Raw genomic sequence first — 24,639 nt, 5'->3', positions numbered from 1 at the left:
TTAAGTGTCCCCTACGCAGATGTGTGATCGCGAAAGGGGCTGGTCCGCGGTGCCGGAGCCGAAGGCTTCGCAGCTCGTGAAGAGTGCGGCGAAGACTGTTGCCGGATCCAAGACCAAGCACGTCACGGTGGGCGCGACGGCGGTGGGTCTCGCCCTCGCGGCCGTCGTGGCGGTCGCGGCCGGTCCCTGGGACGCTTCGGGTCAGCGTAAGGCCGAGGCCGACCGGGCCGCCTCCTCGGAGGCCGGAGGTGGCGCAGATCACGGCGGTGCGGCCGAGGCGGCGCCGCGCGCTCCCGTGGTGCTGGCGGCCCCCGGCGCGGCCGTGCCGGGCCCCACGAAGAGCGCCCTGGCCGACGTCCTCGACCCGCTCCTGAAGGGCTCCGCCCTCGGTGGCCACCGCACGGCCGCGGTCGTCGACGCCGTCACCGGAAAGAGGCTCTACGGAAGGTCACCGGGCGACACCCTCACCCCGGCGTCCACGACGAAGCTGGCGACGGCGGTGGCGGCCCTCTCGGCCGCGGGCCCCGACCACCGCATCGCCACCCGTACGGCCCTGGAGAAAGACTCCAAGAAGCTGATTCTTGTGGGCGGCGGCGATCCGACCCTGACCGCCCGCGAGAAGAATCCTTACGGTGCCGCCGACCTGGGCACTCTCGCCGACGAGACCGCCAAGTCGTTGAAGAAGCGGGACACCACCGAGGTGACCCTCACGTACGACACCTCGCTGTACTCCGGTCCCGACATCCACCCCATCGGTCCGAACGAGAACCTCGCCCGGGTCACGCCCCTGATGGCCGACGAGGCCCGCACCGACGACTCCGACAGCGGACCGGCCACGCGCGAGGCCGACCCGGCGGCGGCCGCGGCGAAGAAGTTCGCGGACCTGCTCGGCGACCGCGGCATCAAGACCAAGGGTGACCCGGCCTCCGGCAAGGCGTCCGCCAAGGCGGAGAAGCTCGCGAAGGTGTCCTCGCCGCCGCTCTCCGCGCTCGTCGAGCGGATGCTGACGCACAGCGACAACGACATCGCCGAGGCGCTCGCCCGGCAGGCCGCGATCGCCGCGGGCACGAGCCACGACTTCGACGGCGCGGGCAAGGCCGTCGAGAAGCAGCTCGGAAAGCTCCGGCTGCCGCTCAAGGACACCCATTTCGCCGACGGCAGCGGACTCGACCGCGCCGACAAGGTCTCCGCCGACCTGCTGACCGGCCTGCTCGCCAAGGCCGCCGACCCGTCCCGCCCCGAGCTGCGCTCCGTCCTCACGGGCCTGCCGGTCGCCGGCTTCACGGGAACCCTCGCGAGCCGCTACGAGGACGCCGCCGACGCCTCGGGAACCGGCCTGGTCCGCGCCAAGACCGGCACCCTCACCGGCGTCAACACGCTCGCGGGGACGGTCGTCGACGCCGACGGACGCCTCCTCGTCTTCGCCTTCATGACGGAGGGCGCCACGGACCCCAAGGCCGCCCAGTCGGGCCTCGACCGCCTCGCCTCCTCGGTCGCCAACTGCGGCTGCAGGTGAACCCTTAAGGGTTTCCAGTGGCCGAAGTGGGGCGGCACTCCGGGGCCGACCCCCCTTCCGGTACGCGGGGGGTCACGTACCGTTGACGCATGACGAGCCTCGGCGGTGCGGCATCTTCGGGAATGGTCGACTGGAACCTCGCGGTGGCGACCGCGACCCGACTTGTACGACCAGGACCGGAGATCAGTCGTGACGAGGCGCGGGCCGTCGTGGCCGAGCTGCGCCGGCACGCCAAGGCCTCCGAGGAGCACGTACGCGCGTACACGCGCATGGCCACCGACTCCGACCACGACACCCCGGTGCTCGTGGTCGACAGGCCCGGCTGGGTGAAGGCCAACGTCGCGGGCTTCCGCGAGGTGCTGCGGCCCCTGCTCGACAAGATGAACGAGCGGCGCGGTTCGGGCCCCGGCCCCGCGATGCTGGGCGCGGTCGGCGGCAAGGTCACGGGTGTCGAACTCGGCATGCTGCTCTCGTTCCTGTCCTCCCGCGTCCTCGGCCAGTACGAGACCTTCGCCCCCGCCACCCGTGACCTGCCCGCCGCGCCGAACGGCGGCGGCAGGCTCCTGCTCGTCGCGCCGAACATCGTGCACGTGGAGCGCGAACTCGACGTGGAACCACACGACTTCAGGCTCTGGGTCTGCCTCCACGAGGAGACGCACCGCACCCAGTTCACGGCCGTGCCCTGGCTGCGCGACCACCTCGAGGGCGAGATCCAGTCATTCCTCGAGGAGACCGAGGTCGACCCGACGACGTTCCTCGAGCGTGTACGGGAGGCCGCCCAGTCGCTCGCAGGCGGGCGCCCCGAGGGCGAGGAGGACGACGGCGGCCGCTCGCTCGTCGAGCTGGTGCAGACCCCGGCGCAGCGCGAGATCCTCGCCCGCCTCACCGCCGTCATGTCGCTGCTCGAAGGGCACGCGGACTACGTGATGGACGGCGTCGGACCGGCCGTCGTGCCGTCCGTCGAGGAGATCCGCGAGAAGTTCCAACAGCGCAGGCAGAAGGGCGCTTCGCGGCTCGACCTGGCCCTGCGCAAGCTGCTCGGCCTCGACGCCAAGCTGCGCCAGTACCGCGACGGCGAGAAGTTCGTACGGGCCGTCGTCGACGAGGTCGGCATGGACGGCTTCAACCGCGTGTGGACGTCTCCCAACACGCTTCCGACGAAGGCGGAGATCGCCAAACCGGCGGACTGGGTCGCGCGGGTGCACAACAAGTCGGACGGCGCTCACGAAGCCCCGTAGGGCACGCCCATAATTGCTCAGGATCACCCATCCGAGGGACCGTAGGCCGTGGGCTGGCGTGCAATGCTCGGGGAACCGCTCGGCTCTGTCACCATCGACACACTCTGCGTGACCGATCTCACCCGGTCACCGTTGAGCGAATGAGCCGGGTCAGCCGGCGCTGGTCCGGTTCGAGTTTCCCAGCAGCGCCCACCCCCCAGACAACGGAATGAAGGGAACCGGACATGGGTCCCCATCCTGCGGTCGCGGCGATACGCCTGGCGGTCCGCCGCGTCCTCCACGACATCCTCAACGACTCCCATCCGGATGCCGAGCCCGTGGTGCTCGTCGCCTGCTCCGGCGGAGCCGACTCCATGGCCCTCGCCTCCGCCCTCGCCTTCGAGGCCCCCAAACTCGGCATCCGCGCCGGTGGCATCACCGTCGACCACGGCCTGCAGCCCGGCTCCGACGCCCGCGCCGAGGACGTCGTTCTGCGCCTGGCCGCCCTCGGCCTGAAGCCCGTCGAGTCCGTCGCCGTCGACGTGGGCCGTGACGGAGGCCCCGAAGCGGCCGCCCGCGACGCCCGCTACGCCGCCCTCGACGCCGCCGCGGAGACCCACGGCGCCGCCGCCGTCCTGCTCGGCCACACCCGCGACGACCAGGCCGAGACGGTCCTGCTCGGTCTCGCCCGCGGCTCCGGCATCCGCTCCCTGTCCGGGATGGCCGCCATGTCGGGGACCGGCGGCCGCTACCGACGCCCCTTCCTCACGCTCGACCGGCAGACCGCCCGCAAGGCCTGCCTCGTCCAGCACCTGCCCGTCTGGGACGACCCGCACAACACCGACCCGGCGTACACCAGGTCCAGGCTCCGGCACGAGGGCCTGCCCGCCCTGGAGAAGGCGCTCGGCAAGGGCGTCGTCGAGGCTCTCGCCCGTACGGCCCAGCTGTCGCGCGACGACGCCGACGCGCTCGACACCTGGGCCCGTGACGCCGCCGAGTCCGTACGGGACGCGGCCGGACTCCTCGAATGCGCCAAGCTCTACGCTCTGCCGCCCGCCGTGCGCCGCAGAATCCTGCGCAGGACGGCCATCGAGGCGGGCGCCCCCGCCGGTGCGCTGTTCGCCCGGCACATCGAGGAGGTCGACCGCCTGATCACGGGGTGGCGGGGCCAGGGAGAGATCAATCTGCCGGGCAAAGTTCTCGCTCAGCGGCAGGGTGGCAGACTGGTCATCCGGCAAGGCTGACTCGACGGTCACGTCGCGGCGGCCGGTGGGACGACCGAAAGTGATGCGGGTGGACGCGAAAGACATGGGCACCGACCTTCAGTCGGTGCTCATCACCAAGGAAGAGATCGACGCGAAGCTGGCCGAGCTGGCCGCGAAGGTCGACGCGGAGTACGCGGGCAAGGACCTGCTGATCGTCGGGGTGCTCAAGGGCGCCGTGATGGTCATGGCGGACCTGGCTCGCGCCCTGTCCACCCCGCTCACCATGGACTGGATGGCGGTGTCCTCGTACGGCTCGGGCACCCAGTCCTCCGGCGTCGTGCGGATCCTCAAGGACCTCGACACCGACATCAAGGACAAGCACGTCCTGATCGTCGAGGACATCATCGACTCCGGTCTGACGCTGTCCTGGCTGCTCACCAACCTCGGCTCGCGCGAGCCCGCCTCCCTCGAGGTGTGCACGCTGCTGCGCAAGCCGGAGGCGGCCAAGGTCGACATCGACGTGAAGTGGGTCGGCTTCGACATCCCGAACGAGTTCGTGGTCGGTTACGGCCTGGACTACGCGGAGAAGTACCGGAACCTGCCGTTCGTCGGCACCCTCGCGCCGCACGTCTACGGCGGCTGAGGAATCGTCAGCCCTGATCGCGGGGACGGGAACCCTCGCGGGTTTCCCGCCGTTGGAGCATGCGAAGGGCAGATTCCCGGTTGTCCCCTGCGGCTTCGGGTGACAATGCTGGGGTACCGTCCGAAGAACAGTTCTTCAAACAGCTACAACAGCACCAAGAGCTCCAAACAGCCTTATCAAACTCACTATGGCAGGAGGGACGGGGCGGCACCGCTCCGTATGGATGGACGTGAAGCGATACTTCCGTGGGCCGGTCATGTGGATCGTGCTGGCCGTCCTTGCCGTGGTCGTGTTGATGCAGGTCGTCGGTTCGTCCGGCGGCTACAAGACGGTGGACACCGGCCAGGTAATTCAGGCCATCAACGACAACAAGGTGGAGTCGGCCAAGCTGACCACCGGCGATGAGAGCACAATCAAGGTCGAGCTGAAGGACGGCCAAAAGGTCGACGGCTCGACCAAGATCCAGGCCAGCTACATCGGCGACCAGGGCGTCGACGTGGCCAAGAGTCTCCAGGCCAAGTTCGAGGACAAGCAGATTCCGGACGGGTACACCGTCTCGCCGTCGAAGCAGAACCCCTTCGTGGGCATCCTGCTCTCGCTGCTGCCCTTCGTTCTCATCGTCGTCGTGTTCTTGTTCCTGATGAACCAGATGCAGGGCGGCGGCTCCCGAGTCATGCAGTTCGGGAAGTCCAAGGCCAAGCTCATCACCAAGGACACCCCCAAGACGACGTTCTCCGACGTCGCCGGCAGCGACGAGGCCGTCGAGGAGCTCCACGAGATCAAGGAGTTCCTCCAGGAACCGGCCAAGTTCCAGGCTGTCGGCGCCAAGATTCCCAAGGGCGTACTCCTGTACGGCCCGCCCGGAACGGGCAAGACCCTGCTCGCGCGCGCTGTCGCGGGTGAGGCGGGCGTCCCGTTCTACTCGATCTCCGGTTCCGACTTCGTCGAGATGTTCGTCGGTGTCGGTGCCTCCCGTGTCCGTGACCTCTTCGAGCAGGCCAAGGCGAACGCTCCGGCGATCGTCTTCGTCGACGAGATCGACGCGGTCGGCCGGCACCGTGGTGCCGGACTCGGCGGTGGACACGACGAGCGCGAGCAGACGCTCAACCAGCTGCTCGTCGAGATGGACGGCTTCGACGTGAAGGGCGGCGTCATCCTGATCGCCGCCACGAACCGGCCCGACATCCTCGACCCGGCGCTGCTGCGTCCCGGCCGTTTCGACCGCCAGATCGCGGTCGACCGTCCGGACATGCAGGGCCGTCTGGAGATCCTCAAGGTTCACCAGAAGGGCAAGCCGGTCGCTCCGGACGTCGACCTGTCGGCCGTCGCCCGCCGTACGCCGGGCTTCACCGGTGCCGATCTCTCCAACGTGTTGAACGAGGCCGCGCTCCTTACGGCCCGCTCGAACCGGAAGCTGATCGACAACCTCATGCTCGACGAGGCGATCGACCGTGTGGTCGCGGGCCCGCAGAAGCGGACCCGGATCATGTCGGACAAGGAAAAGAAGATCACCGCGTACCACGAGGGCGGTCACGCCCTGGTCGCGGCGGCCTCGCCGAACTCCGACCCGGTCCACAAGATCACGATCCTGTCCCGCGGCCGCGCGCTCGGGTACACGATGGTGCTCCCGGAGGAGGACAAGTACTCGACCACGCGCAACGAGATGCTTGACCAGCTCGCCTACATGCTGGGCGGGCGCGCGGCCGAGGAGCTCGTCTTCCACGACCCGACGACGGGCGCTGCGAACGACATCGAGAAGGCCACAGGTACGGCCCGCGCGATGGTCACGCAGTACGGCATGACGGAGCGGCTCGGCGCGATCAAGTTCGGCGGCGACAACTCGGAGCCCTTCCTGGGCCGCGAGATGGGTCACCAGCGCGACTACTCGGAAGAGGTCGCCGCGCTCGTCGACGAAGAGGTCAAGAAGCTCATCGAGACGGCGCACAACGAGGCCTGGGAGATCCTCGTCGAGAACCGCGACGTTCTCGACAACCTGGTCCTCGCGCTGCTCGAGAAGGAGACGCTGAACAAGGAGCAGATCGCAGAGATCTTCGCTCCGATCGTGAAGCGCCCGGCCCGCCCCGCGTGGACCGGCTCCAACCGCCGCACCCCCTCGACCCGCCCGCCGGTGCTCTCCCCCAAGGAGCTCTCACTGACGAACGGGGCGGCGCCCGCCATCGAGTCCACCACCCCGGTGGACACGGTGAAGGAAGAGCGCCCCGAGAGCTGACCCCGCCCTCATTGGGCAGGCCAGACCCGGAATGCAGGCCGCGTCCCCCACGCTTTACGGTGTGGGGGACGCGGCCTTTGCGCTGCCGCGCGGGATGTAAGTAGAGAAAGAGGCACCTGATGACCGACCCGGTGACGCTGGACGGCGAGGGCTCGATCGGCGAGTTCGACGAGAAGCGGGCCGAGAACGCCGTGCGTGAGCTGCTCATCGCGGTCGGCGAGGACCCGGACCGCGAGGGCCTGCGGGAGACGCCGGGGCGGGTCGCCCGCGCGTACAGGGAGATATTCGCGGGCCTGTGGCAGCAGCCCGAGGACGTCCTGACGACGACGTTCGACCTGGGGCACGACGAGATGGTCCTGGTGAAGGACATCGAGGTGCAGAGCAGCTGCGAGCACCATCTGGTCCCCTTCGTCGGGGTCGCCCACGTCGGCTACATCCCGTCCTCCGACGGCAAGATCACGGGCCTGTCGAAGCTGGCCCGGCTGGTCGACGTGTACGCCCGCCGTCCGCAGGTCCAGGAGCGTCTGACGACGCAGATCGCGGACTCCCTGATGGAGATCCTGGAGCCGCGCGGCGTGATCGTTGTCGTGGAGTGCGAGCACATGTGCATGTCGATGCGCGGGGTGCGCAAGCCCGGCGCGAAGACGATCACGTCGGCGGTGCGCGGTCAGCTGCGCGACTCCGCCACCCGCAGCGAGGCGATGAGCCTGATCATCGGGCGCTGATGCGCTGATGCGCTGATGCGCGATTCCGGGGCGTGCGGCGGGACCTAGGCGGCCGGTGCCGCCTGCTCGGGGTCCTCGTCCTCCGGGAGCTTGCAGATGCGCTCCAGGAACATGGCCGCCGCGACGACGCCGATTCCGGCGAGCACCGAGAGTCCGGCGTAGATCGCCTGGTCGCGGCGGGCCGGGACGTCCAGGGACTCCAGCAGGAAGACGCCGGTGCCGCCGTACATGCCGGCCACGAGCGCCGCGACCAGGGCGCTGGCCTGGCCGAAGACCAGGGCGCGCGCCGCCATCATGGGGTCGACGCCCTTGGCCTCGGGGCGGCGCTCACGCTGTGCACGCAGCCGGGAGCGGATGGACAGGGCCGTCGCGAGCAGCACGACGGCGATCACGGCGAGCACGATGGGTGCGGCCAGCGGGACCTTCGGCAGCGTGCCGAGCGAGTCCCACAGGCGGGCGCCCGCCCAGGACAGCACTCCGGCGACGGCGAAGAGGCCGACCAACGTCCTGATGCGCAGTTGCTTCATCCCGGTTGGTCGCCCCTCGTCCGTCATGGCCCTGATTCCAGTGGCCGTAAACCGTGTCCGGTAGACCCTAACGATTAGTCGGGGAGGTGGAGTTCCAGGTCGGCGCGTGCCGCGACGCCCGCGCGGGTCACGTCGTCGAGCAGCTGGGCGACCGCACCGTGCCCCGGAAGCTGGGCCTCCGGCTCCACGTCGTGCCAGGGGACGAGCACGAAGGCCCGCTCGTGGGCCCGCGGGTGGGGGAGCGTGAGGTACGGGTCGTCCGAGACCTCATCGGCGTACGCGACGATGTCGACGTCGATGGTGCGGGAGCCCCAGCGCTCGTCCCGTACCCGGTGGAAGGCCTCCTCGACCGCGTGCGCGCGCTCCAGGAGCGAGGACGGCGGCAGCGTCGTCTTCAGGACGACGACGGCGTTGAAGTACGAGGGCTGGCTCTCCGGGGCGACGCCCCAGGGCTCCGTCTCGTAGACGGGCGAGACGGCTTTGACGCGGACGCCGGGGGTGTCCTCCAAGGCGTCGACTGCGCCCTGGAGGGTCTCAAGGCGGTTGCCCAGGTTCGCGCCGAGGGAGATCACGGCGCGCTTGGGGTTGGAGAGCGTGGTGTCGGCGGCGTCGACCTGCTCCACCACGGAGGTCGGCACCGGCTGGACGGTCGGGTCGAACGGAGTGTTGTTCATACTCGGCTCCGGATGATGGTGACGGTCACGTCGTCGAAGGGCACGGTGATCGGCGCGTCCGGCTTGTGGACGCAGACCTCGACCTCCTGGACGCCTTCGTGCTTCAGGCATGTCTGGGCGATGCGCTCGGCGAGTGTCTCGATGAGATCCACGGGGTCGCCCGCGACAACGGCCACGACCTCCTCCGCCACGATGCCGTAGTGCACGGTCTTCGCCAGGTCGTCGTCGGCCGCGGCCGCTCGCGTGTCCAGGCCGAGCACCAGGTCCACGATGAAGGTCTGGCCTTCCTCGCGTTCCTTGGGGAAGACGCCATGGTGCCCACGGGCCTTGAGGCCGCGCAGCGCGACACGATCCACGCGAATCACTCCTGCAGTCGTCGTTGAAGGCCGGACGCATCGATGTGCGGTCGATGTCCCGGCCTCGATCGAATCTACCTGCGAGCACTGACACCACCGGCCCGCGGGGGCTATGACTGATCCCACCCGGCACACCCGCCCCACGGTGCGCTCTCTGCTGGTAGCCGCCCATACCCAGGCGGTCAGGAGCGCAATCTCGCATCCGGGTTTCGTGCTCTGTGAGGGCGCCTACCCACTCAGGCGGGTGATCCGCCGTCGTCCCCCTTGTCCATCTCATCGGATTCGTCGTCCGCGTCGGCGAGCACGGGGGAGGCGTGGTGCGACCAGATCTTCCAGCCCTCGCGGGTGCGCCGGAACACGTTGGTGGCGACGACGCGCTGGCCGACGAGCGGGCCGAGCTCGTCGCCCTCCTTGGGGGCGGGGCCGCCGCTGAGGATGTTCTCCGTGCAGGTCACCAGGGCGGTGTCGGCGACGACGCTGATCTGCACGTCGGTCAGGAAGAACTGGATGTACTCCGTGTTCGCCATGATCAGCGCATACGAGCGGAGCACCTCGCCCCGGCCCGTGAGCACCGGCCAGCCGGGGTGCACGCAGCTGACGGAGGTGTCCTCGGCCTCGTCCGGGTCGGCGTCCTCGGCGTACTCGACGTCTTCGGGGGCGAGCCACAGGGCGGTGAGTTCTTCGAAGGCGCCGCGTTCGACGGCTTCGTAGTAGGTGCGGTTGGCGGTGTCGACGGCTTGGACGTCGGCCTCGGTCACTGGGCTCCTTCGACCGCGCGTGCCACGCGGACGGCGTCGGCGGTGGCCCGCACCTCGTGGACGCGTACGGCCCAGGCGCCCGCCTGCGCGGCCAGCGCGGAGACGGCGGCGGTGGCGGCGTCGCGCTCACGGGCGGGCGGCGGGGCGCCCTGCTCACCGGCGAGGACGTGGCCGAGGAACCGCTTGCGGGAGGCCGCGACGAGAACCGGGTGGCCGAGCGCGTGCAGCCGGTCGAGATGGGCGAGCAGGGAGAGGTCGTGCTCGGCGTTCTTGGAGAAGCCGAGGCCCGGGTCGAGGACGATGCGGTCGGGGGCGATGCCGCCCTCGAGGGCGGCCTCCACGCGCGCGTGGAGCTCGTTCACGACTTCGGAGACGACGTCCTCGTAGGTGCCGGGCACATTGGTGCCCTCCAGGAGGCCGCGCCAGTGCATCACGACGAAGGGCGCTCCCGTGGCGGCGACGACCGGGACCATCTCCGGGTCGGAGAGGCCGCCGCTCACGTCGTTGACCAGGGAGGCGCCCGCGGCGAGGGACTGCTCGGCGACGGAGGCCCGCATGGTGTCGACCGAGATCGTCACGCCTTCGGAGGCGAGCCCTCGTACGACGGGGATGACGCGCCTGAGCTCCTCGTCCTCGTCGACGCGGCTGGCGCCCGGACGGGTGGACTCGCCGCCGACGTCCACGAGGTCGGCGCCCTCGCCGACCAGGTCGAGGCCGTGCTTGATCGCGGCGGTCGTGTCGAACCAGCGGCCGCCGTCCGAGAACGAATCCGGCGTCACATTGACGACACCCATGACCGCGCAGCGGTCCCAAACGGGGAGGTTGGCTACGTGGCCCCGGCGGACCTGCGACGTGCTCATGGCCTCAAGCCTAGGCCCTTCACGGCGGGCGGGATCTCGCGGCTTTGGCGGCCGGCGAAGGTGCCGCCCCTTTCGCGGCGGGGCCGCGCGGCGAGGCCGGTCTCGCGGGTCCAGACCGCGCCCCCCGTCTCGGAGCAGCCCATGACGGCCGGCGTCCAGGAGTGGGTCCGGGCCTCGTCCATGAAGCGCTCCATGGCTCCCGGCCACGCCTCTACGTCGCCCATGGGGTCGCCCTTGGCCAGCATCACGCCCGACACGACCCGGTAGCGGACCGCCGCCTTGCCGCTGGGCGAGAAGACGATCCCCTTGTCACGGGCGGCCGGGTCCTCGGGGCGGAACGCGAGGTAGAGCGTGGTCAGCGCGGTGACCAGGCCGAGGGTGCCGAGCGAGAGGGCGACCGTGTGCGCCGTGCCGCCTACGTAGACGAGCGGCCCCTCCATGCCGAGCAGACCGCACAGGACGTGCTCCAGGCGGTCCACGAGGCTCGGGGCGCCGACGAGCCGCTCCGGGTGCGCGCTGACGACGGCGAGGCCGATCAGCAGTGAACCGGCGCCCAGGAGAACGAAGTTGGACAGGGCGTGCCAACGGCCGCGTGGGTCGGGCGGCGCGTCGAACTGCTTCCGGTCGCATATCAGGAGCCACAGCGGCACCAGGGCCAGGGCGATGCCGACGACCCCCACGGGCGAGTCCCGGTACACGAACTGCCCGGCGGCGCCGAGCGGCAGCAGCACGAGCACCGCCCACCAGGCCCGTCGCTTGCGGCGCCGCAGCATGTGCGCGAGCAGGACGAGTAGCACGCCGCTGCCGAGCGCCAGTGCCGCGGCGTACGGGCCGTACGTGCCCGGCAGTGCCTCCGTGACGGAGCCCGTCCTGTCGCGTGCGAACCGTGGCAGGACGCCTGCCGCGATGTCCGTGCCGCCGGCCAGGAGGCAGGCGCCCGCGATCCGCCGCATCCCCGCGCCTCCTCGTGCCGCTCGCCCCGCGAGACATATGAACACGGTGCGAATGCCGCATCCGTGACGTACGACCTGTAGGACGGAAGCGGAGCGACCGGGGTTCACTCGTGAACGGCGAACCCCGACGGGGTTTCACTGCCTGTGGGGCTTCACTGGGGGAGGAGTGGGTCCACGGTCTCCAGTTCGACCTCCGCGCGCGTGATGTCCCGCGCGTCCGCGGCCGTGGAGCGGCGCAGCGCCTCGTGCAGCCGGGCCGGGGTCAGCACGCCGAGGAAGCGGCCCTCGCTGTGCTCGTCGATGACCGCGATCCAGCCCGCGTCGTGCTGGAGCATCGTCGCGAACGCCTGCTTGAGCGGGGCGCCCACGGGCAGCCAGGCCTCCATGCGGCGCGCGTGGTCGCGCACGGTGTCGCCCTTGTTCGCGGCCACGCGCGCGTGCTCGGCGGAGATCCAGCCGTGCAGGTTGTTGTCGTTGTCCAGGACGACGGCCCAGCGGGCGTCGAGCTCCCTGGGCAGCGGGTCGTCGAGGTGCACGACGGGCGGTTGCTCCAGGTCGCCCTCCTCGATGGGCGTCACCGAGAGGCGCTTGAGCCCGCGGTCGGCGCCCACGAAGTCGGCCACGTAGTCGGTGGCGGGCGTGCCGAGGACCGCCGACGGGGTGTCGTACTGCTCGATGCGACCGTCTCCGTAGACGGCGATACGGTCGCCGAGGCGGACGGCCTCCTCTATGTCGTGCGTGACGAACAGGACGGTCTTGCCGAGCGTCTGCTGCAGGCGCAGGAACTCGTTCTGCAGGTGCTCGCGCACCACGGGGTCGACCGCGCCGAACGGCTCGTCCATCAGCAGTACGGGCGGGTCGGCCGCCAACGCCCTTGCCACACCCACCCGTTGGCGCTGGCCGCCGGAGAGTTGCTCGGGGTAGCGCTCGCCGAAAACCTTCGGGTCGAGGCCCACCAGATCGAGCAACTCCGCCGCCCGCTCCCGGGCCTTGGCGCGCTTGACGCCCAGCAGATGCGGCACGGTCGCGGTGTTGTCGAGGACCGACTTGTGCGGGAACAGGCCGACCTGCTGGATCACATAGCCGATGCGGCGGCGCAGTTGGACCGGGTCGACCCCGGATATGTCGTCGCCGTCGAGAAATATTCGGCCCGCGGTGGGCTCGATGAGCCGGTTCACCATCTTCATCGTCGTGGTCTTGCCGCAGCCCGACGGGCCGACGAGCGTGACCAGTTCGCCCTCGTTCACCTCGAAGGACAGATCGTCGACGGCGGTGGTGCCGTCCGCGTACCGCTTGCTGACGTGCTCGAACCGGATCATGGGACCCCATTCTGCCGGGATGCGGGCCGGTTGGGGATGCCCGGGCGCGGCAGTCATGTGAACGGCGTGTTGCGTCGGGCGGCCGGGCCTCGGCCATTGTCAGTGGGTCGGGCTAGGGTCGTTGGCGGTCGGGAAACGTGCATGCGGGTGTGCGGCCGACTGACATACGTTCGGGGAATCGGGGGAGGTGGCCGGCGTGAGCGAGCAGAACTGCCTGGTGGCCAATGACTGGGTGTGCGGGGAGTATGTGCGCACTCGCAGCCAGGAGTTGGTCGACGCGACCGTCCAGCACCTCGGCATCACGGCGGCGGCGGTGCTGATCGGCGTCCTCATCTCCTTGCCGCTCGCGCTCCTCGCCCGGCGCGCACGCGTCTTCGCGGGGCCGGTGCTCGGGGTGACCACGGTGCTCTACTCGATCCCGTCGCTCGCGATGTTCTCGCTGCTGCTGCCCCTGTTCGGGCTCTCGGCCTCGCTGGTGGTCACGGGGCTCGTGCTGTACTCCCTGACGATCCTCGTGCGGAACATATTGGCGGGGCTGCAGGCGGTCCCGGAGGAGGCGCGGGAGGCCGCGCGCGGGATGGGGTACGGGCCGCTGCGGCTGCTGTGGGAGGTCGAACTGCCGCTGGCGCTCCCGGCGATGCTGGCCGGAGTGCGGATCGCGACGGTCTCCACGGTGGCGCTGACGACAGTCGGCTCGATCGTGGACTACGGCGGGCTCGGCACGCTGATCGTCGGGGGCCTGCAGAGCGACTTCAAGGCGCAGGTGCTCACCGCGTCCGTGCTGTGCGTGCTGCTCGCGATCGTGGCGGACCTGCTGCTGCTCGGCGTGCAGCGCTGGCTGACGCCGTGGACGAGGGTGGGGGCGCCCGCCCGGGGCGGGTTCCGAATACGGGGGCTCCGCGGCCGCGACGACGTGGCGCGCGTCGAGCCGGAGAAGGTGGCATGAACGCGATATCGGGGGCCTACGACTGGCTGGCCACGGGTGCCAACTGGCAAGGGGAGAAGGGGGTGTGGCACCGCCTCGCCGAGCACCTCTACTTCTGCGGTGTCGCGCTCGCCGTCTCCTGCCTGATCGCCCTGCCGCTGGCCCTGTGGCTCGGGCACAAGGGCAAGGGCGGCGCGCTCGCGATCAACATCTCGAACGTGGGGCGCGCGGTACCGACGCTGGCCGTCCTCGTACTGCTCACGCTCACCCCGCTCGGCCGGCACGGCGATGTGCCGACGCTGATCGCGCTGGTGCTGTTCGCGGTGCCGCCGCTGCTCACCAACGCGTACGTGGGGATGCGCGAGGTCGACCGGTCGGTGGTGGAGGCCGCGCGCGGCATGGGCATGAGCGGCCGCCAGGTCTTCGCCCGCGTCGAACTGCCGCTGGCGTACCCGCTGGTGATGACCGGGCTGCGGTCCGCGACGGTGCAGGTGATCGCGACGGCGACGTTGGCGGCGATGGCCGGGGAGGGCGGGCTCGGGCGGATCATCACGGCGGGGTTCAGCCTTCAGGACACGCCGCAGGTGGTCGCCGGGGCGGTGCTCGTGGCCGCGCTCGCGCTGGCCGCGGAGGGCCTGTTCGTCGCGGCGGGGTGGGCCTTCGATCCCATGCGGAGGCGGGCGTGACCAGGGGACCGGGGCCGGGTCAGGGACCGGAGCCCGGGTGCGAGGGCTTGTGTTTGTTGTCAGTTCCGGCAGTGCGACGAGGAGAGCGATGAACAGCAGAACGCGTCGAGTGGCCCTGGCGGCCGTGACCGTGGGTGCGCTGACCGCGGGGCTGACCGCGTGCGGCGGTGGCGACAGCCTCGAGGGCAAGGACGATGCGAGCGCGTCGGGTGGCGGCGGGAAGGGCAAGATCGTCATCGGCGCCGCGCGTTTCACCGAGGCCAAGGTGCTCGGTGAGCTGTACCGGCAGATATTGGCCGACGCCGGGTACGACGCGTCGGTCAAGACGGTGGAGAACCGCGAGATCTACGAACCGCAGCTCGCCAAGGGCGCCATCGACGTGGTGCCCGAATACGCGGCGACGCTCGCCGAATTCCTCAACCTGAAGAAGAACGGGTCCAAGGCGAAGCCGGTCGCGTCGAGCGATGTCGATGCCACGGTGACCGCACTGCGCAAGCTGGCCGAGCCGCAGGGACTGAAGGTTCTGGACGCGGGAGAGGCCGTCGATCAGAACGCGTTCGCGGTGAGCAAGAGCTTTGCCGAGAAGCACAAGTTGAAGACCCTTTCGGATCTTGGCAAGTCGGGCGAGAAGGTGAAGATCGCGGCCGGTGACGAATGCGAGACCCGGCCGTTCTGCGCGCCGGGACTCAAGAAGTCGTACGGGATCGATGTCACGGGAATCGACCCCAAGGGCGTCGGCACCACGCAGTCGAAGCAGGCGGTGAAGAACGGCACGGACCAGCTGGTCCTGACGACCACGACCGACGCCACGCTGGAGAACTTCGGGCTCGTTCTTCTGAAGGACGACAAGAAGCTGCAGAACGCGGACAACATCGTTCCGGTGGTGAACGCCAAGGATGCGGGCGACAAGAAGATTGCCGATGCCCTCGGGAAGTTGACGAAGACGCTCACGACCGATGATCTCGTCGAGCTGAACCGGAAGGTCGACGCCGAGCGGCAGAAGGAAGGCGATGTCGCGAAGGAGTATCTGGAGTCCAAGGACCTCATCGCTAAATGATCTTGATCGGCGCCTGTCGTCGGAGCGAGAGGTGAAGCGAGAGGTGAGCGGTATCGGCCGCGGTAAGTGGTCCAGTCCGTACGGGGGTTAGGTGGTTTCTGTGACGGGTGTGTCCGAATATTGCCGGGCGGGGCTTCGCGATTTGCCTACGCGCGGTAAGTTTCTGGCCATGCCACGTGGACGCCACCGCCATTCTCCGCCCCTGCACCGCCTCCTGCCTCCGACGGTGATCGCCGGTGTGCCTCTCGTCTGCGCCGGGGCCGCCTGGCTGTCCGAGGATCCGCTCGTTCTGCGGGGCGTCGCCGCGGCGGCGGCCGCGGCTGCGGTGATCGGCGCCGTGGTGATGCGCCGCTGGGACCGGCTCGCCGGCAAGCGGGTCGCCGAGCTGACGCGCGGCGCCGCGAGCGAGCGGTGGCGGCACGAGGAGGCCGTGGCGGAGCTGGAGGGCGACCTCGACGAGTCGCGTGAGCTGCGCACCCGCCTGGAGGGCAAGCTGCGGGCGAAGCGTGCCGAACTCGCCGCGCTGCGGGGCGAGCACGCGGCGCTGCTGCGGCGGTATGCGAACGCGGAGACGGAGCGGGCCAGCGCGCTCGAGGGCCGGCGCCGGCTCGCGATAGAGGCCGCCTCCCCGGCGAAGGCACTGCCGCCCGTGCCCCCGGCCGTGCCGGGCCGGCCGACCCCGGAGATGTACCGGAAGGCCAATGTCGCGCTCAAGCGTCTCGCGCGGCCCGAACCGGCGGCGCACACAGCGGAGGAGGCCGATTCCCGGGGGAAGTCCGAGGCGGCGGCCGGTCACTTCACCGTGCCTGCCGCCGCGATGGTCGTACCCGCGGCACCCGCGCGGAAGGTCCCCCAGGGCGGTTTCGACTTCTTCGGCGCGGGGAGCTCCCTGCAGGGCGGGGAAGACCTGGCGGACGTCGTGGGCGAGGAGCTGGCGGCGGAGGTCGCGGCCGAGGTGGAGACCGAGGCCGAAGACGGCGGCAACGCCGACGACGCCGGGGCCCCCGAAGCCTCTGAAGGCGCCGAGGCCCCGGAAGCCCCCGAAGCCTCCGAAGAAGCCGAAGCCTCCGAAGAAGCCGAGCGCGAGCAGCAGGTCATCGACCTGACCGCGCACGACGAGACGGAGCAGATCGACATGGGCGAGCTGAGGTCGGCACTTCAGGCGTGAGGCTCAGGCATGCATGAGGCTTCGGGCGTGGCACGTCAGGCGTGAGATCGAGTGAGTGAGGGGCGAGTCGGCGGGCAGCCGGCTCGCCCCTCACCCGTTCTCCCGGTCAAGGAACTCTCAGGCCCCCGCCATCCACCGGTCCGGCCGCGCGTCGCGCCGTCCCGTGCGGGACCGGTCCGCCTGGGCCCGCAGGAGGTCGGACGCCTCGTCCACGTCCCTCAGGCGGGCCGTCACCGTCTTGTTGGCGCCCGTGTCGAGGTGCAGGTCGGCGACCCGCCAGTGCCGCTCCCAGGGCCCCTGAGTGAGGCGCACGCTCTGCACCTTGGCGTGCGGGACGAGCGAGATACGGCGCTGCAGCAGCCCGTGGCGCGCGGCGAACACCGTCTCCGTGACCGCCACTCCGTAGCTCCGCCACCACACCGGCACGCACCAGCGCCCGCGCCGCGGTACCCCCGCGAAGTCGGCCGGCTTCGGCACCGAGACCCCCGGCAGGATCCGCGCGACGACGTCCTCGGCGTCCTCGCGCGGCGCCACGGGGACGAGCGCGGTGTTCGACGACCCGGCGACGTGCAGCTCGACGCGGACCCAGCCGCGGCGCCGCCACAGCAGCGGCTCGACGATCCGTACGGTCTGCACCCGCCCCGGCGGCACCGTCTCGTGCACCCGGTCGAGCAGCCCGTGGTCGATGCGCAGCCCGTCCTGGGACTCGCTGACCGTCCAGTCGTACTCCTTGATGAACCGGCCCACGCTGTTGGTGAAGGCCCCGCCGACCAGCGGCACCGCAACCGCGATCACTGTCCACAGGTTGTGGGTGGCGAACCACAGGAGCACCGGGACGGCGACCGCGGCGAGCAGCATCGCCCAGGGCGCGCCCGTCAGGAGCAGCGCCACCGCGAGCATCCGCGGGGGCGTGTGCAGGATCGGCCGCGCCGGCGCCTCGCCCACGTCCTGCGCCGACTCGGGCGCGAAACCGGCGGCCCGGGCGAGGAGTTCGGCCCGCAGCTTCCCGGCTTCGCGCTCTCCCAAGAAGGCGAGCTCGTCCTTCTTTTCGGCTCCTACTACGTCGAGTTTCAGCTTGGCCACGCCTACGAAGCGGGCGAGGAGCGGCTGCGTGACATCCACCGCCTGGAGGCGGTCGAGCCGGATGTGGGCGGTGCGGCGGAACAACAGGCCCGTACGGATGCGCAGTTCGGTGTCGGTCACCGCGAAGTGCGTGAACCACCAGGTGAGGAACCCGTACAGGGCGGCCGCCGGAACCAGTACGCCGATGCCGATCAGGAGCACGGCGGTGCTGAGGTTGGCGAGCTGGCGCTGCGCCTGGTCCATGTCGTGGACGGCCCAGCCGAGCAGGATCGCGATGGGCGCCCACGCGCGGCGCAGCGGCGTGACGGGGTGCAGACGCCGCTCTCGCACGTCCTGAGCGGGCTCCTGGGCCGGGGCGCCGTCGGGGGCGCCGGAGGCCGTCACAGGCCCGCCGATCGGGCCTCGCCGAGTTCGGTGAGGCGGTCGCGCAGCCGCTCGGCCTCCGCGGGTACGAGGCCGGGGATCGTCGCGTCGGTGGCCGCGGCGGCGGTGTGCAGTTGCAGGCTGGCCAAGCCGAACTTCCGCTCCAGCGGCCCGGATGTCACCTCGACGAGCTGCATCCGCCCGTACGGCACGATCGTCTCCTGGTGCCACAGGATGCCGCGGGTGATCAGCAGGTCGTCGGCCCGCTCCGCGTACCGCCACGAGCGCCAGTTGCGGCCGAGCATCGCCCAGCCCCACAGCAGCACCGCCAGGGGCAGCAGCGCGAACGCGGCCCAGGTCGGCCCCGCGAGGATCCACAGCAGCGCCCCGGCCGCCGCGGCCAGCGGCACCAGCCACACCACCAGCAACAGGCGGCGCAGCTTCAGCAGGCCCGGTGGCAGGCCCGTCCACGCGGGTTCGGCCTCAGGGGGAGTGCCCGCGATGCCCGAAGTCCCCGTTGCCCCTGTTTCCATGCGCCCACCCTACGTAGGAGACACTGTCGGCATGACGCCCACGACTCAGGCCACGGTCGGCATCGGTGGTGCCGCGGAGAGCACCGACATGGTGCTCAACATCGGTCCGCAGCACCCCTCCACCCATGGTGTGCTGCGCCTGCGTCTCGTGCTCGATGGCGAGCGGATCCAGCAGGCGGAGCCGGTCATCGGCTATATGCACCGCGGTGCGGAGAAGCTCTTCGAAGCGCGCGACTACCGACAGATCGTGATGCTCGCCAACCGCCACGACTGGCTGTCCGCGTTCTCGAACGAGCTGGGCGTCGTGCTCGCCGTCGAGCGGATGCTGGGCATGGAGGTACCGGAGCGCGCCGTGTGGCTGCGGACGCTGCTCGCCGAGTTGAACCGGGTGCTCAACCATCTGATGTTCCTGGGTTCGTACCCGCTCGAACTAGGTGGAATCACGCCTGTCTTCCACGCCTTCCGGGAGCGCGAGGAACTCCAGAACGTCATGGAGGAGGTCTCCGGCGGGCGCATGCACTACATGTTCAACCGCGTCGGCGGCCTCAAGGAGGACCTGCCGCTCGGCTGGACCTCCCGCGCGCGTGCGGCCGTCGCGAGCGTGCGCTCCCGCATGGACGTCTACGACAACCTCGTCCTCGGCAACGAGATCTTCCGGGGCCGCACGCGCGGGGTGGGCAGGCTGTCCGCCGAGGCCGCGCACTCCTACGGAGTCAGCGGCCCGATCGCCCGCGCATCCGGCGTCGACTTCGACCTCAGGCGCGACGAGCCGTACCTCGCCTACGGAGAGCTTCAGGACACCCTGAAGGTCGTCACGCGACAAGAAGGCGACTGCCTGGCCCGGTTCGAGTGCCTCCTGGAGCAGGCGCACAACGCGCTCGACCTCGCCGACGCCTGCCTCGACCGGATCGCGGATCTCCCGCAAGGTCCGGTCAACCAGCGCCTCCCGAAGGTCCTCAAGGCGCCCGAGGGCCACACGTACGCGTGGACGGAGAACCCGCTCGGCATCAACGGCTACTACCTCGTCTCCAAGGGCGAGAAGACGCCGTACCGGCTCAAGCTGCGCTCCGCCTCGTACAACAACATCCAGGCGCTGACCGAGCTGCTTCCGGGGACGCTCGTCGCCGACATGGTGGCGATCCTCGGGTCACTGTTCTTCGTGGTCGGGGACATCGACAAGTAGGCCGTCCGCCGGGAGGTCCACCGGCTCGACCAGCCACCCGAAGTCGCCGAGCCCGCCCCGCGCGGTCAGCTCCGCCGCCTCTCCCGCCCCTGCGAGCGCCCGGACGTACGCCGCCGGGTCCTGCGAGGCGAGGGCCAGCGGTGGGCGGCCCGCGGTGACGCCGAGGGCCTGGAGGGCGGCGCGCTGCGTGAGGAGTCGGGCGTCCGGAGCGGTCGCGCACGCGTCCAGTGCCACGTGCGCCGTGATGTCGCAGGAGCCGTCGGGCAGGGGCGTCGTCTCCCGGCCCTCGCGAAAGCCCGTGAGCGTACCGAAGGGCGGCCGGGAGGCGTGCGTGTGCGCGTAGTCCACCGCGACCGCCAGGCCGCGCTCCAGGGTGCGTACGGCCGCCGCCCAGACCTCGTCGCGGGGCAGCCCGACCTCGGCGCGCAGGCCCGGCTCGGGCGGCAGCGGCCACCACCGGCGCAGCCAGCTCGCCGACGCCTCGTCGAGGGGTGCCGCCGCGTCGAGGGACTCCGTGCCGTCCGCGCGTACGAGGACCAGCCGGGCCGTGCCGTCCGCGTCCGCCTCGACGACCTCCAGGGGCACGTTGTCGAGCCACTCGTTCGCGAAGAGGAGTCCGGTGACACCGGTGGGCGGCTCGGCCCGCCACTCGATCCGGTGGTCGAGCCCGGCGGGAGGTTCCGCCTTCTCCACCGCGTAGGCACGCACGCGTAGCGCCACTTTTTCCGGCAGCACCTGTAGGACGCGCGAAACCAGCTCGCCGCGGCCCGCCGCCATGTCGACGAACGCCAAATCGGCGGGTTCGCCGAGGGCCGCGTCCACCCGGCACAACAGCTCGGCGACGGCCCCGGCGAACAGCGGCGACGCATGCACCGACGTGCGGAAATGTCCGGCAGGACCCTCGGGCCTCCGGTAGAAGCCGGCCGGTCCGTACAGCGCCTCTTCGGTGGCCGCGCGCCACCCGCGCGGTGCCCCCTGTTGTCCGTTCTCCACACCTGAAGGCTAAGTGCGCCGGGCGCATGCGCCGTGGGAGGTCTCCACCTTCAGGAGTACGCGCGCCGGGTCCGGATCGGCCCTCCGGTTGACCCCTGCGCGCTGCACGCATACCTACTCTGGGTTACGTGCAGCGCGTCTACGACTTCCTCCGCAGACACCCGACGTGGGTCGACGGCTTCTGGGCCGTGATTCTCTTCGGCATGTCCGTGACCATGGTGGGCGCCAGCGGGACCGGCGGTGCGTCGTACGGGAACGAGGTGGCGCTGCTCGTCTGCGCCGGCCTGATGTCCGTGGTGGTCGCGCTGCGCCGCCTGATGCCGGACAAGATGCTGCTGCTCGCGGTGGCCGCGGGCCTGGGCCAGCTGGTGTTCGACGGGAAGGTCAATCCGTCGGACTTCGCGATGCTGGTCATCATCTACACGTGCGCGGTGAACGGCCCGCGCTGGGCGTCCCGCCTCGGCCTGATCGGCGGCCTGCTCGCGGCGCCGCTCTCCCAGCTCCGCTGGCCCACCGTCGGCGACATCAGCACCACGGGCCAGATCCTCATCACGGTCTTCCAGATGGTGCCGTTCGCCCTCGCCTGGGTGCTCGGCGACTCGCTGCGCACCAGACGCGCGTATCTGGCACAGCTGGAGGAGCGCGCCAATCGCCTGGAGAAGGAGCGCGAGGCGCAGTCGAAGGTCGCGGTGGCGGCCGAACGGGCGCGCATCGCACGCGAGTTGCACGACGTGGTCGCGCACAACGTGTCGGTGATGGTGGTGCAGGCCGACGGCGCCGCCTACGTCCTCGACCAGGCGCCCGACCAGGCCAAGAAGGCCCTGGAGACCATTTCGGGCACCGGCAGGCAGGCGCTCGCGGAGATGCGCAGGCTGCTCGGCGTGCTGCGCACCGGCGAGCACGAGGAGGCCGGCGAGTACGTTCCGCAGCCCGACGTCGAGCAGATAGAGGAGCTCGTCGACGAGGTGCGCACGGCGGGCCTCCCGGTCGACTTCAGGGTGGAGGGCACCCCGCGCCCGCTGCCCAGCGGCGTCGAGCTGACCGCGTACCGCATCGTCCAGGAAGCCCTCACCAACACCCGTAAGCACGCCGGTCCGAACGCGGGCGCCAGCGTCCGCCTCGTCTACTTCGACGACGGCCTCGGCCTGCTCGTCGAGGACGACGGCAAGGGCGCCCCGCACGAGCTGTACGAGGACGGGGGCCCGGACGGCCGCGGCCACGGCCTCATCGGGATGCGCGAGCGCGTCGGTATGGTCGGCGGCACGCTGGACGCGGGACCACGGCCCGGCGGTGGCTTCCGTATCAGCGCGCTGCTGCCTCTCAAGCCCGCCCATTGACACGTACAAGTCCACCGATGACGCGTACAGATGACACGTACAAGTCCACCGACACGTACCAGTGAGGACCGCCCGATGTCGATCAAGGTCATGCTCGTCGACGACCAGGTGCTGCTGCGCACCGGCTTCCGGATGGTGCTCGCCGCGCAGCCGGACATGGAGGTCGTCGCCGAAGCGGGCGACGGCGTCGAGGCGCTGGAGGTGCTGCGCTCGACCTCCGTGGACGTGGTCCTCATGGACGTCCGCATGCCGAAGCTCGACGGGGTCGAGACGACGCGGCGGATCTGCGTCGAGACCGACCCGCCCAAGGTCCTCATCCTGACCACCTTCGACCTCGACGAGTACGCGTTCTCGGGGCTCAGGGCGGGGGCCTCCGGCTTCATGCTCAAGGACGTGCCGCCGGGGGAACTGCTCACCGCGATCCGCGCCGTGCACAGCGGCGACGCGGTGGTCGCCCCGTCCACGACCCGGCGCCTGCTCGACCGGTTCGCCCCGATGCTGCCCAGCGGCCCCGACCAGCCGCAGCACAAGCGGCTCCAGCGGCTCACCGAGCGCGAGCGCGAGGTCATGGTCCTGGTCGCCCAGGGGCACTCGAACGGCGAGATCGCCGCGCGCCTGGTGCTGTCCGAGGCCACGGTGAAGACCCATGTGGGCCGCATCCTGACCAAGCTCGACCTGCGCGACCGGGTCCAGGTCGTCGTCCTCGCCTACGAGACGGGGCTCGTCCGGGCCGGCGGCGCCGGGGCCTGAGGCCGGGCCGCCCGGGCCCGGGCGGTCAGCGGAGCACGCCCTCGATGAAGTCCCCGCCGAGGCGCGAGACCACGCTCAGGTCCAACTGGTGCTGCACATAGCGGCCGCGCCGTCGCGTCGTGATCAGCTCGGCCTTCTTCAGCACCGACAGGTGCCGGGATATCTCCGGCGCGGACATGCCGTGCGCGTCGGCCAGCTCGCTCGTCGTGTACGCGCCGCGGGCCAGGTGCCTGCACAGGCGCATGCGCGTCGGGTGGGCGAGCGCCGACATCCGGCGGGTCAGCTGCTCCACGGAGGGCGGTGCGGTGAGGCCGGGCGAGGCCACGGGATAGTGGATCACCGGCTGCCAGCCGTGCCGGTGCAGCACCATCAGGTGCGGCCAGCCGAGGCTCGTCGGCAGCAGGACGAGGCCGCCCTGCGCCGCCGTCGCCGTACGCCCCTCGACGAGCTTGTCGACGGTGACGCGGTGCCCCGCCTCGTCCACCGAGACCGCCGTGGACATGGAGGTGAGCGCCTCCCGCAGGCCCTTGCGGCGCAGCAGCTCCTTCTTGTGCCGCGCGTCCGCCGCCAACTGGTGCTGCAGGCGGGGCCACGCGTCCGCGAAGAACGCCTCGTCGCAGTCCTGCATCAGCTCGCGGAACCAGGACCGGACGGCCGGCGGGTCGTCCAGGAGCCGCTGGGCGAACCGCAGTTGGTGCGTCCCGCGTGCGGCCGCGAGGTCCAGGGCGCGCTCACGGGTGCGCGGGTCCGACAGGCGGTTGTGGTCCGGGCTCCCGTAGGACGGCTGGCAGGTGAACTCCAGGGCGGCGTCCACGAACTGCTCGTCGGACAGCTTGTCGAGCAGGTCGAGGTCCTCGGCGAGCGTGGCACCCGGCAGTGTGCGCTGCCCCGGTATCCCGGCGAACGGCATGAAGACGTCCGAGAACGTCGTCCGCCACAGGAAGTCCGCCTCGCACATCCGGTCCGCGAGGCACGGATCCAGGCGCGTGGACACGCTCGTCGTCCATCCCTGCAACCCCGGGTGGTGGGCGGGCTCCGACAGTGCGTGCAGCGCCGTGCCCAGCTCGGCCAGGGGTGAGGGCACGACGTCGATGCGCTCGGGCGTCAGGCCCGTGATGTCGATGCTCACGCTCATGACCCCATGGTGCACGCCGCCACTGACAGTCGGGCCGTCGATTGACGACTCCCGTCAATCGACGTGACCGGGCGGCGACGCCGGGCGCAATCTCGTACCCATCGGCCCCGAACAGCAGCAAACAGGCTGATTCCGGGGCACAGCGCGACAAGCGAGATGAAGGGCGAGGTGTTCGACATGAGCGTCACCCAGCAGTACGCCATCGACCTCTACCGGGCCGCCCAGCGCGGCGATGCGGCCCCGCCGGCGCCCGGTCTGAACGACGTCGCCGCGTTCCGGGAGTTGCGCGACTACCGCCGGTTCAAGGCGGTCGTGGCCGGCCGTCCGGCTCGCGGCCGGATCCGGGCGGCCTTGACCCGCCGGCTGTCGGGACGCCGCTTCTCGGGGCGCCGCGGCCATCCCGCCGGTTGCTGAGCCCGCCCCAACAGGTTGCTCAGCCCGCC

24 protein-coding genes and 1 pseudogene are annotated in these 24,639 nt (G+C 70.7%); 14 read left to right on the top strand and 11 right to left on the bottom strand.

Features of this window, described 5'->3' with window-relative positions; all coding sequences use genetic code 11:
* Positions 1–19 precede the first annotated feature (19 nt).
* From dacB to folE, 6 genes are all read left to right on the top strand, one after another.
* Complete coding sequence (gene dacB / locus OG746_RS03225) at positions 20–1,516, top strand: D-alanyl-D-alanine carboxypeptidase/D-alanyl-D-alanine endopeptidase (protein WP_524540367.1); 1,497 nt, start codon at positions 20–22, stop codon at positions 1,514–1,516.
* Between the two features lie 89 nt (positions 1,517–1,605).
* Complete coding sequence (locus tag OG746_RS03220; RefSeq protein WP_266711335.1) at positions 1,606–2,754, top strand: Rv3626c family coenzyme F420 biosynthesis-associated protein; 1,149 nt, start codon at positions 1,606–1,608, stop codon at positions 2,752–2,754.
* 224 nt (positions 2,755–2,978) lie between these two features.
* Positions 2,979–3,977 carry a tRNA lysidine(34) synthetase TilS gene (tilS, locus tag OG746_RS03215; RefSeq protein WP_266711334.1) on the top strand — a complete coding sequence of 333 codons (999 nt, stop codon included), beginning with the start codon at positions 2,979–2,981 and terminating at the stop codon, positions 3,975–3,977.
* A 43-nt stretch (positions 3,978–4,020) separates the two neighbouring features.
* Entirely contained in the window at positions 4,021–4,581 is a 561-nt protein-coding gene (hpt, locus tag OG746_RS03210) for a hypoxanthine phosphoribosyltransferase (RefSeq protein WP_266718689.1), read from the top strand.
* Positions 4,582–4,804: 223 nt separating this feature from the next.
* Complete coding sequence (gene ftsH / locus OG746_RS03205) at positions 4,805–6,811, top strand: ATP-dependent zinc metalloprotease FtsH (RefSeq protein WP_266718687.1); 2,007 nt, start codon at positions 4,805–4,807, stop codon at positions 6,809–6,811.
* Positions 6,812–6,930: 119 nt separating this feature from the next.
* On the top strand, positions 6,931–7,536 hold the full coding sequence (folE, locus tag OG746_RS03200) for a GTP cyclohydrolase I FolE (protein WP_266711333.1): 606 nt from the start codon (positions 6,931–6,933) through the stop codon (positions 7,534–7,536).
* Positions 7,537–7,580: 44 nt separating this feature from the next.
* Here folE and OG746_RS03195 read toward each other — a convergent pair whose 3' ends face one another.
* The 7 genes and pseudogenes from OG746_RS03195 to OG746_RS03165 form a co-directional block, all read right to left on the bottom strand.
* Entirely contained in the window at positions 7,581–8,063 is a 483-nt protein-coding gene (locus OG746_RS03195) for a DUF3180 domain-containing protein (protein ID WP_266718685.1), read from the bottom strand.
* Between the two features lie 74 nt (positions 8,064–8,137).
* Positions 8,138–8,737 (bottom strand): 2-amino-4-hydroxy-6-hydroxymethyldihydropteridine diphosphokinase, encoded by a 600-nt coding sequence (folK, locus tag OG746_RS03190; protein ID WP_266711332.1) that lies wholly within the window; start codon positions 8,735–8,737, stop codon positions 8,138–8,140.
* Positions 8,734–9,093 (bottom strand): dihydroneopterin aldolase, encoded by a 360-nt coding sequence (folB, locus tag OG746_RS03185; protein WP_266711331.1) that lies wholly within the window; start codon positions 9,091–9,093, stop codon positions 8,734–8,736. The genes folK and folB overlap by 4 nt, the downstream gene beginning before the upstream one ends.
* Before the next feature lie 236 nt (positions 9,094–9,329).
* On the bottom strand, positions 9,330–9,851 hold the full coding sequence (locus OG746_RS03180) for a nuclear transport factor 2 family protein (RefSeq protein ID WP_266711330.1): 522 nt from the start codon (positions 9,849–9,851) through the stop codon (positions 9,330–9,332).
* Positions 9,848–10,711: a dihydropteroate synthase gene (gene folP / locus OG746_RS03175; protein WP_266711329.1), complete on the bottom strand. Its 864-nt coding sequence runs from the start codon at positions 10,709–10,711 to the stop codon at positions 9,848–9,850. The genes OG746_RS03180 and folP overlap by 4 nt, the downstream gene beginning before the upstream one ends.
* 17 nt (positions 10,712–10,728) lie before the next feature.
* A pseudogene (locus OG746_RS03170) lies at positions 10,729–11,664 on the bottom strand (phosphatidylglycerol lysyltransferase domain-containing protein); the annotation flags it as partial.
* Between the two features lie 152 nt (positions 11,665–11,816).
* Positions 11,817–12,983 carry an ABC transporter ATP-binding protein gene (locus OG746_RS03165; RefSeq protein WP_266711328.1) on the bottom strand — a complete coding sequence of 389 codons (1,167 nt, stop codon included), beginning with the start codon at positions 12,981–12,983 and terminating at the stop codon, positions 11,817–11,819.
* A gap of 196 nt (positions 12,984–13,179) precedes the next feature.
* Here OG746_RS03165 and OG746_RS03160 point away from each other — a divergent pair, with 196 nt between their 5' ends.
* From OG746_RS03160 to OG746_RS03145, 4 genes are all read left to right on the top strand, one after another.
* On the top strand, positions 13,180–13,929 hold the full coding sequence (locus OG746_RS03160) for an ABC transporter permease (RefSeq protein WP_266711327.1): 750 nt from the start codon (positions 13,180–13,182) through the stop codon (positions 13,927–13,929).
* Positions 13,926–14,594, top strand: a complete 669-nt coding sequence (locus OG746_RS03155) for an ABC transporter permease (RefSeq protein ID WP_266711326.1) — start codon at positions 13,926–13,928, stop codon at positions 14,592–14,594. Before OG746_RS03160 ends, OG746_RS03155 begins: the two co-directional genes overlap by 4 nt.
* Before the next feature lie 88 nt (positions 14,595–14,682).
* Positions 14,683–15,651, top strand: a complete 969-nt coding sequence (locus OG746_RS03150; RefSeq protein WP_266711325.1) for an ABC transporter substrate-binding protein — start codon at positions 14,683–14,685, stop codon at positions 15,649–15,651.
* Positions 15,652–15,820: 169 nt separating this feature from the next.
* Entirely contained in the window at positions 15,821–16,819 is a 999-nt protein-coding gene (locus OG746_RS03145; RefSeq protein WP_266711324.1) for a hypothetical protein, read from the top strand.
* 117 nt (positions 16,820–16,936) lie between these two features.
* Here the strand turns inward: OG746_RS03145 and OG746_RS03140 are convergent, their stop codons facing one another.
* Positions 16,937–18,286, bottom strand: coding sequence for a PH domain-containing protein (locus OG746_RS03140; protein WP_266711323.1), 1,350 nt, complete (start codon positions 18,284–18,286; stop codon positions 16,937–16,939).
* Entirely contained in the window at positions 18,283–18,798 is a 516-nt protein-coding gene (locus tag OG746_RS03135; RefSeq protein ID WP_266711322.1) for a PH domain-containing protein, read from the bottom strand. The genes OG746_RS03140 and OG746_RS03135 overlap by 4 nt, the downstream gene beginning before the upstream one ends.
* Before the next feature lie 31 nt (positions 18,799–18,829).
* On the opposite strand from OG746_RS03135, the gene OG746_RS03130 reads away from it, so the two are divergent.
* On the top strand, positions 18,830–19,981 hold the full coding sequence (locus OG746_RS03130; RefSeq protein WP_266711321.1) for an NADH-quinone oxidoreductase subunit D: 1,152 nt from the start codon (positions 18,830–18,832) through the stop codon (positions 19,979–19,981).
* On the opposite strand, the gene OG746_RS03125 is transcribed toward OG746_RS03130, so the two are convergent.
* Positions 19,946–20,974, bottom strand: coding sequence for an SAM-dependent methyltransferase (locus OG746_RS03125; protein ID WP_266711320.1), 1,029 nt, complete (start codon positions 20,972–20,974; stop codon positions 19,946–19,948). The two genes, OG746_RS03130 and OG746_RS03125, sit on opposite strands and share 36 nt — an antisense overlap.
* 128 nt (positions 20,975–21,102) lie before the next feature.
* Between OG746_RS03125 and OG746_RS03120 the strand changes: the two genes are divergently transcribed.
* Both OG746_RS03120 and OG746_RS03115 read left to right on the top strand, forming a co-directional pair.
* Positions 21,103–22,311 carry a sensor histidine kinase gene (locus OG746_RS03120; RefSeq protein WP_266711319.1) on the top strand — a complete coding sequence of 403 codons (1,209 nt, stop codon included), beginning with the start codon at positions 21,103–21,105 and terminating at the stop codon, positions 22,309–22,311.
* Between the two features lie 75 nt (positions 22,312–22,386).
* Complete coding sequence (locus OG746_RS03115) at positions 22,387–23,061, top strand: response regulator (protein WP_266711318.1); 675 nt, start codon at positions 22,387–22,389, stop codon at positions 23,059–23,061.
* Between the two features lie 25 nt (positions 23,062–23,086).
* Here OG746_RS03115 and OG746_RS03110 read toward each other — a convergent pair whose 3' ends face one another.
* Positions 23,087–24,196, bottom strand: coding sequence for a DUF5937 family protein (locus tag OG746_RS03110; RefSeq protein WP_266711317.1), 1,110 nt, complete (start codon positions 24,194–24,196; stop codon positions 23,087–23,089).
* 177 nt (positions 24,197–24,373) lie between these two features.
* Between OG746_RS03110 and OG746_RS03105 the strand changes: the two genes are divergently transcribed.
* Positions 24,374–24,610, top strand: a complete 237-nt coding sequence (locus OG746_RS03105; protein ID WP_266711316.1) for a hypothetical protein — start codon at positions 24,374–24,376, stop codon at positions 24,608–24,610.
* The last annotated feature ends 29 nt before the right edge of the window (positions 24,611–24,639 follow it).

This window comes from Streptomyces sp. NBC_01016 (genome assembly GCF_026341035.1).
Taxonomy (GTDB): Bacteria; Actinomycetota; Actinomycetes; order Streptomycetales; family Streptomycetaceae; genus Streptomyces.
The sequence above is the reverse complement of the archived record's forward strand: the minus strand, read 5'-3'. Positions and strand labels throughout refer to the sequence as shown.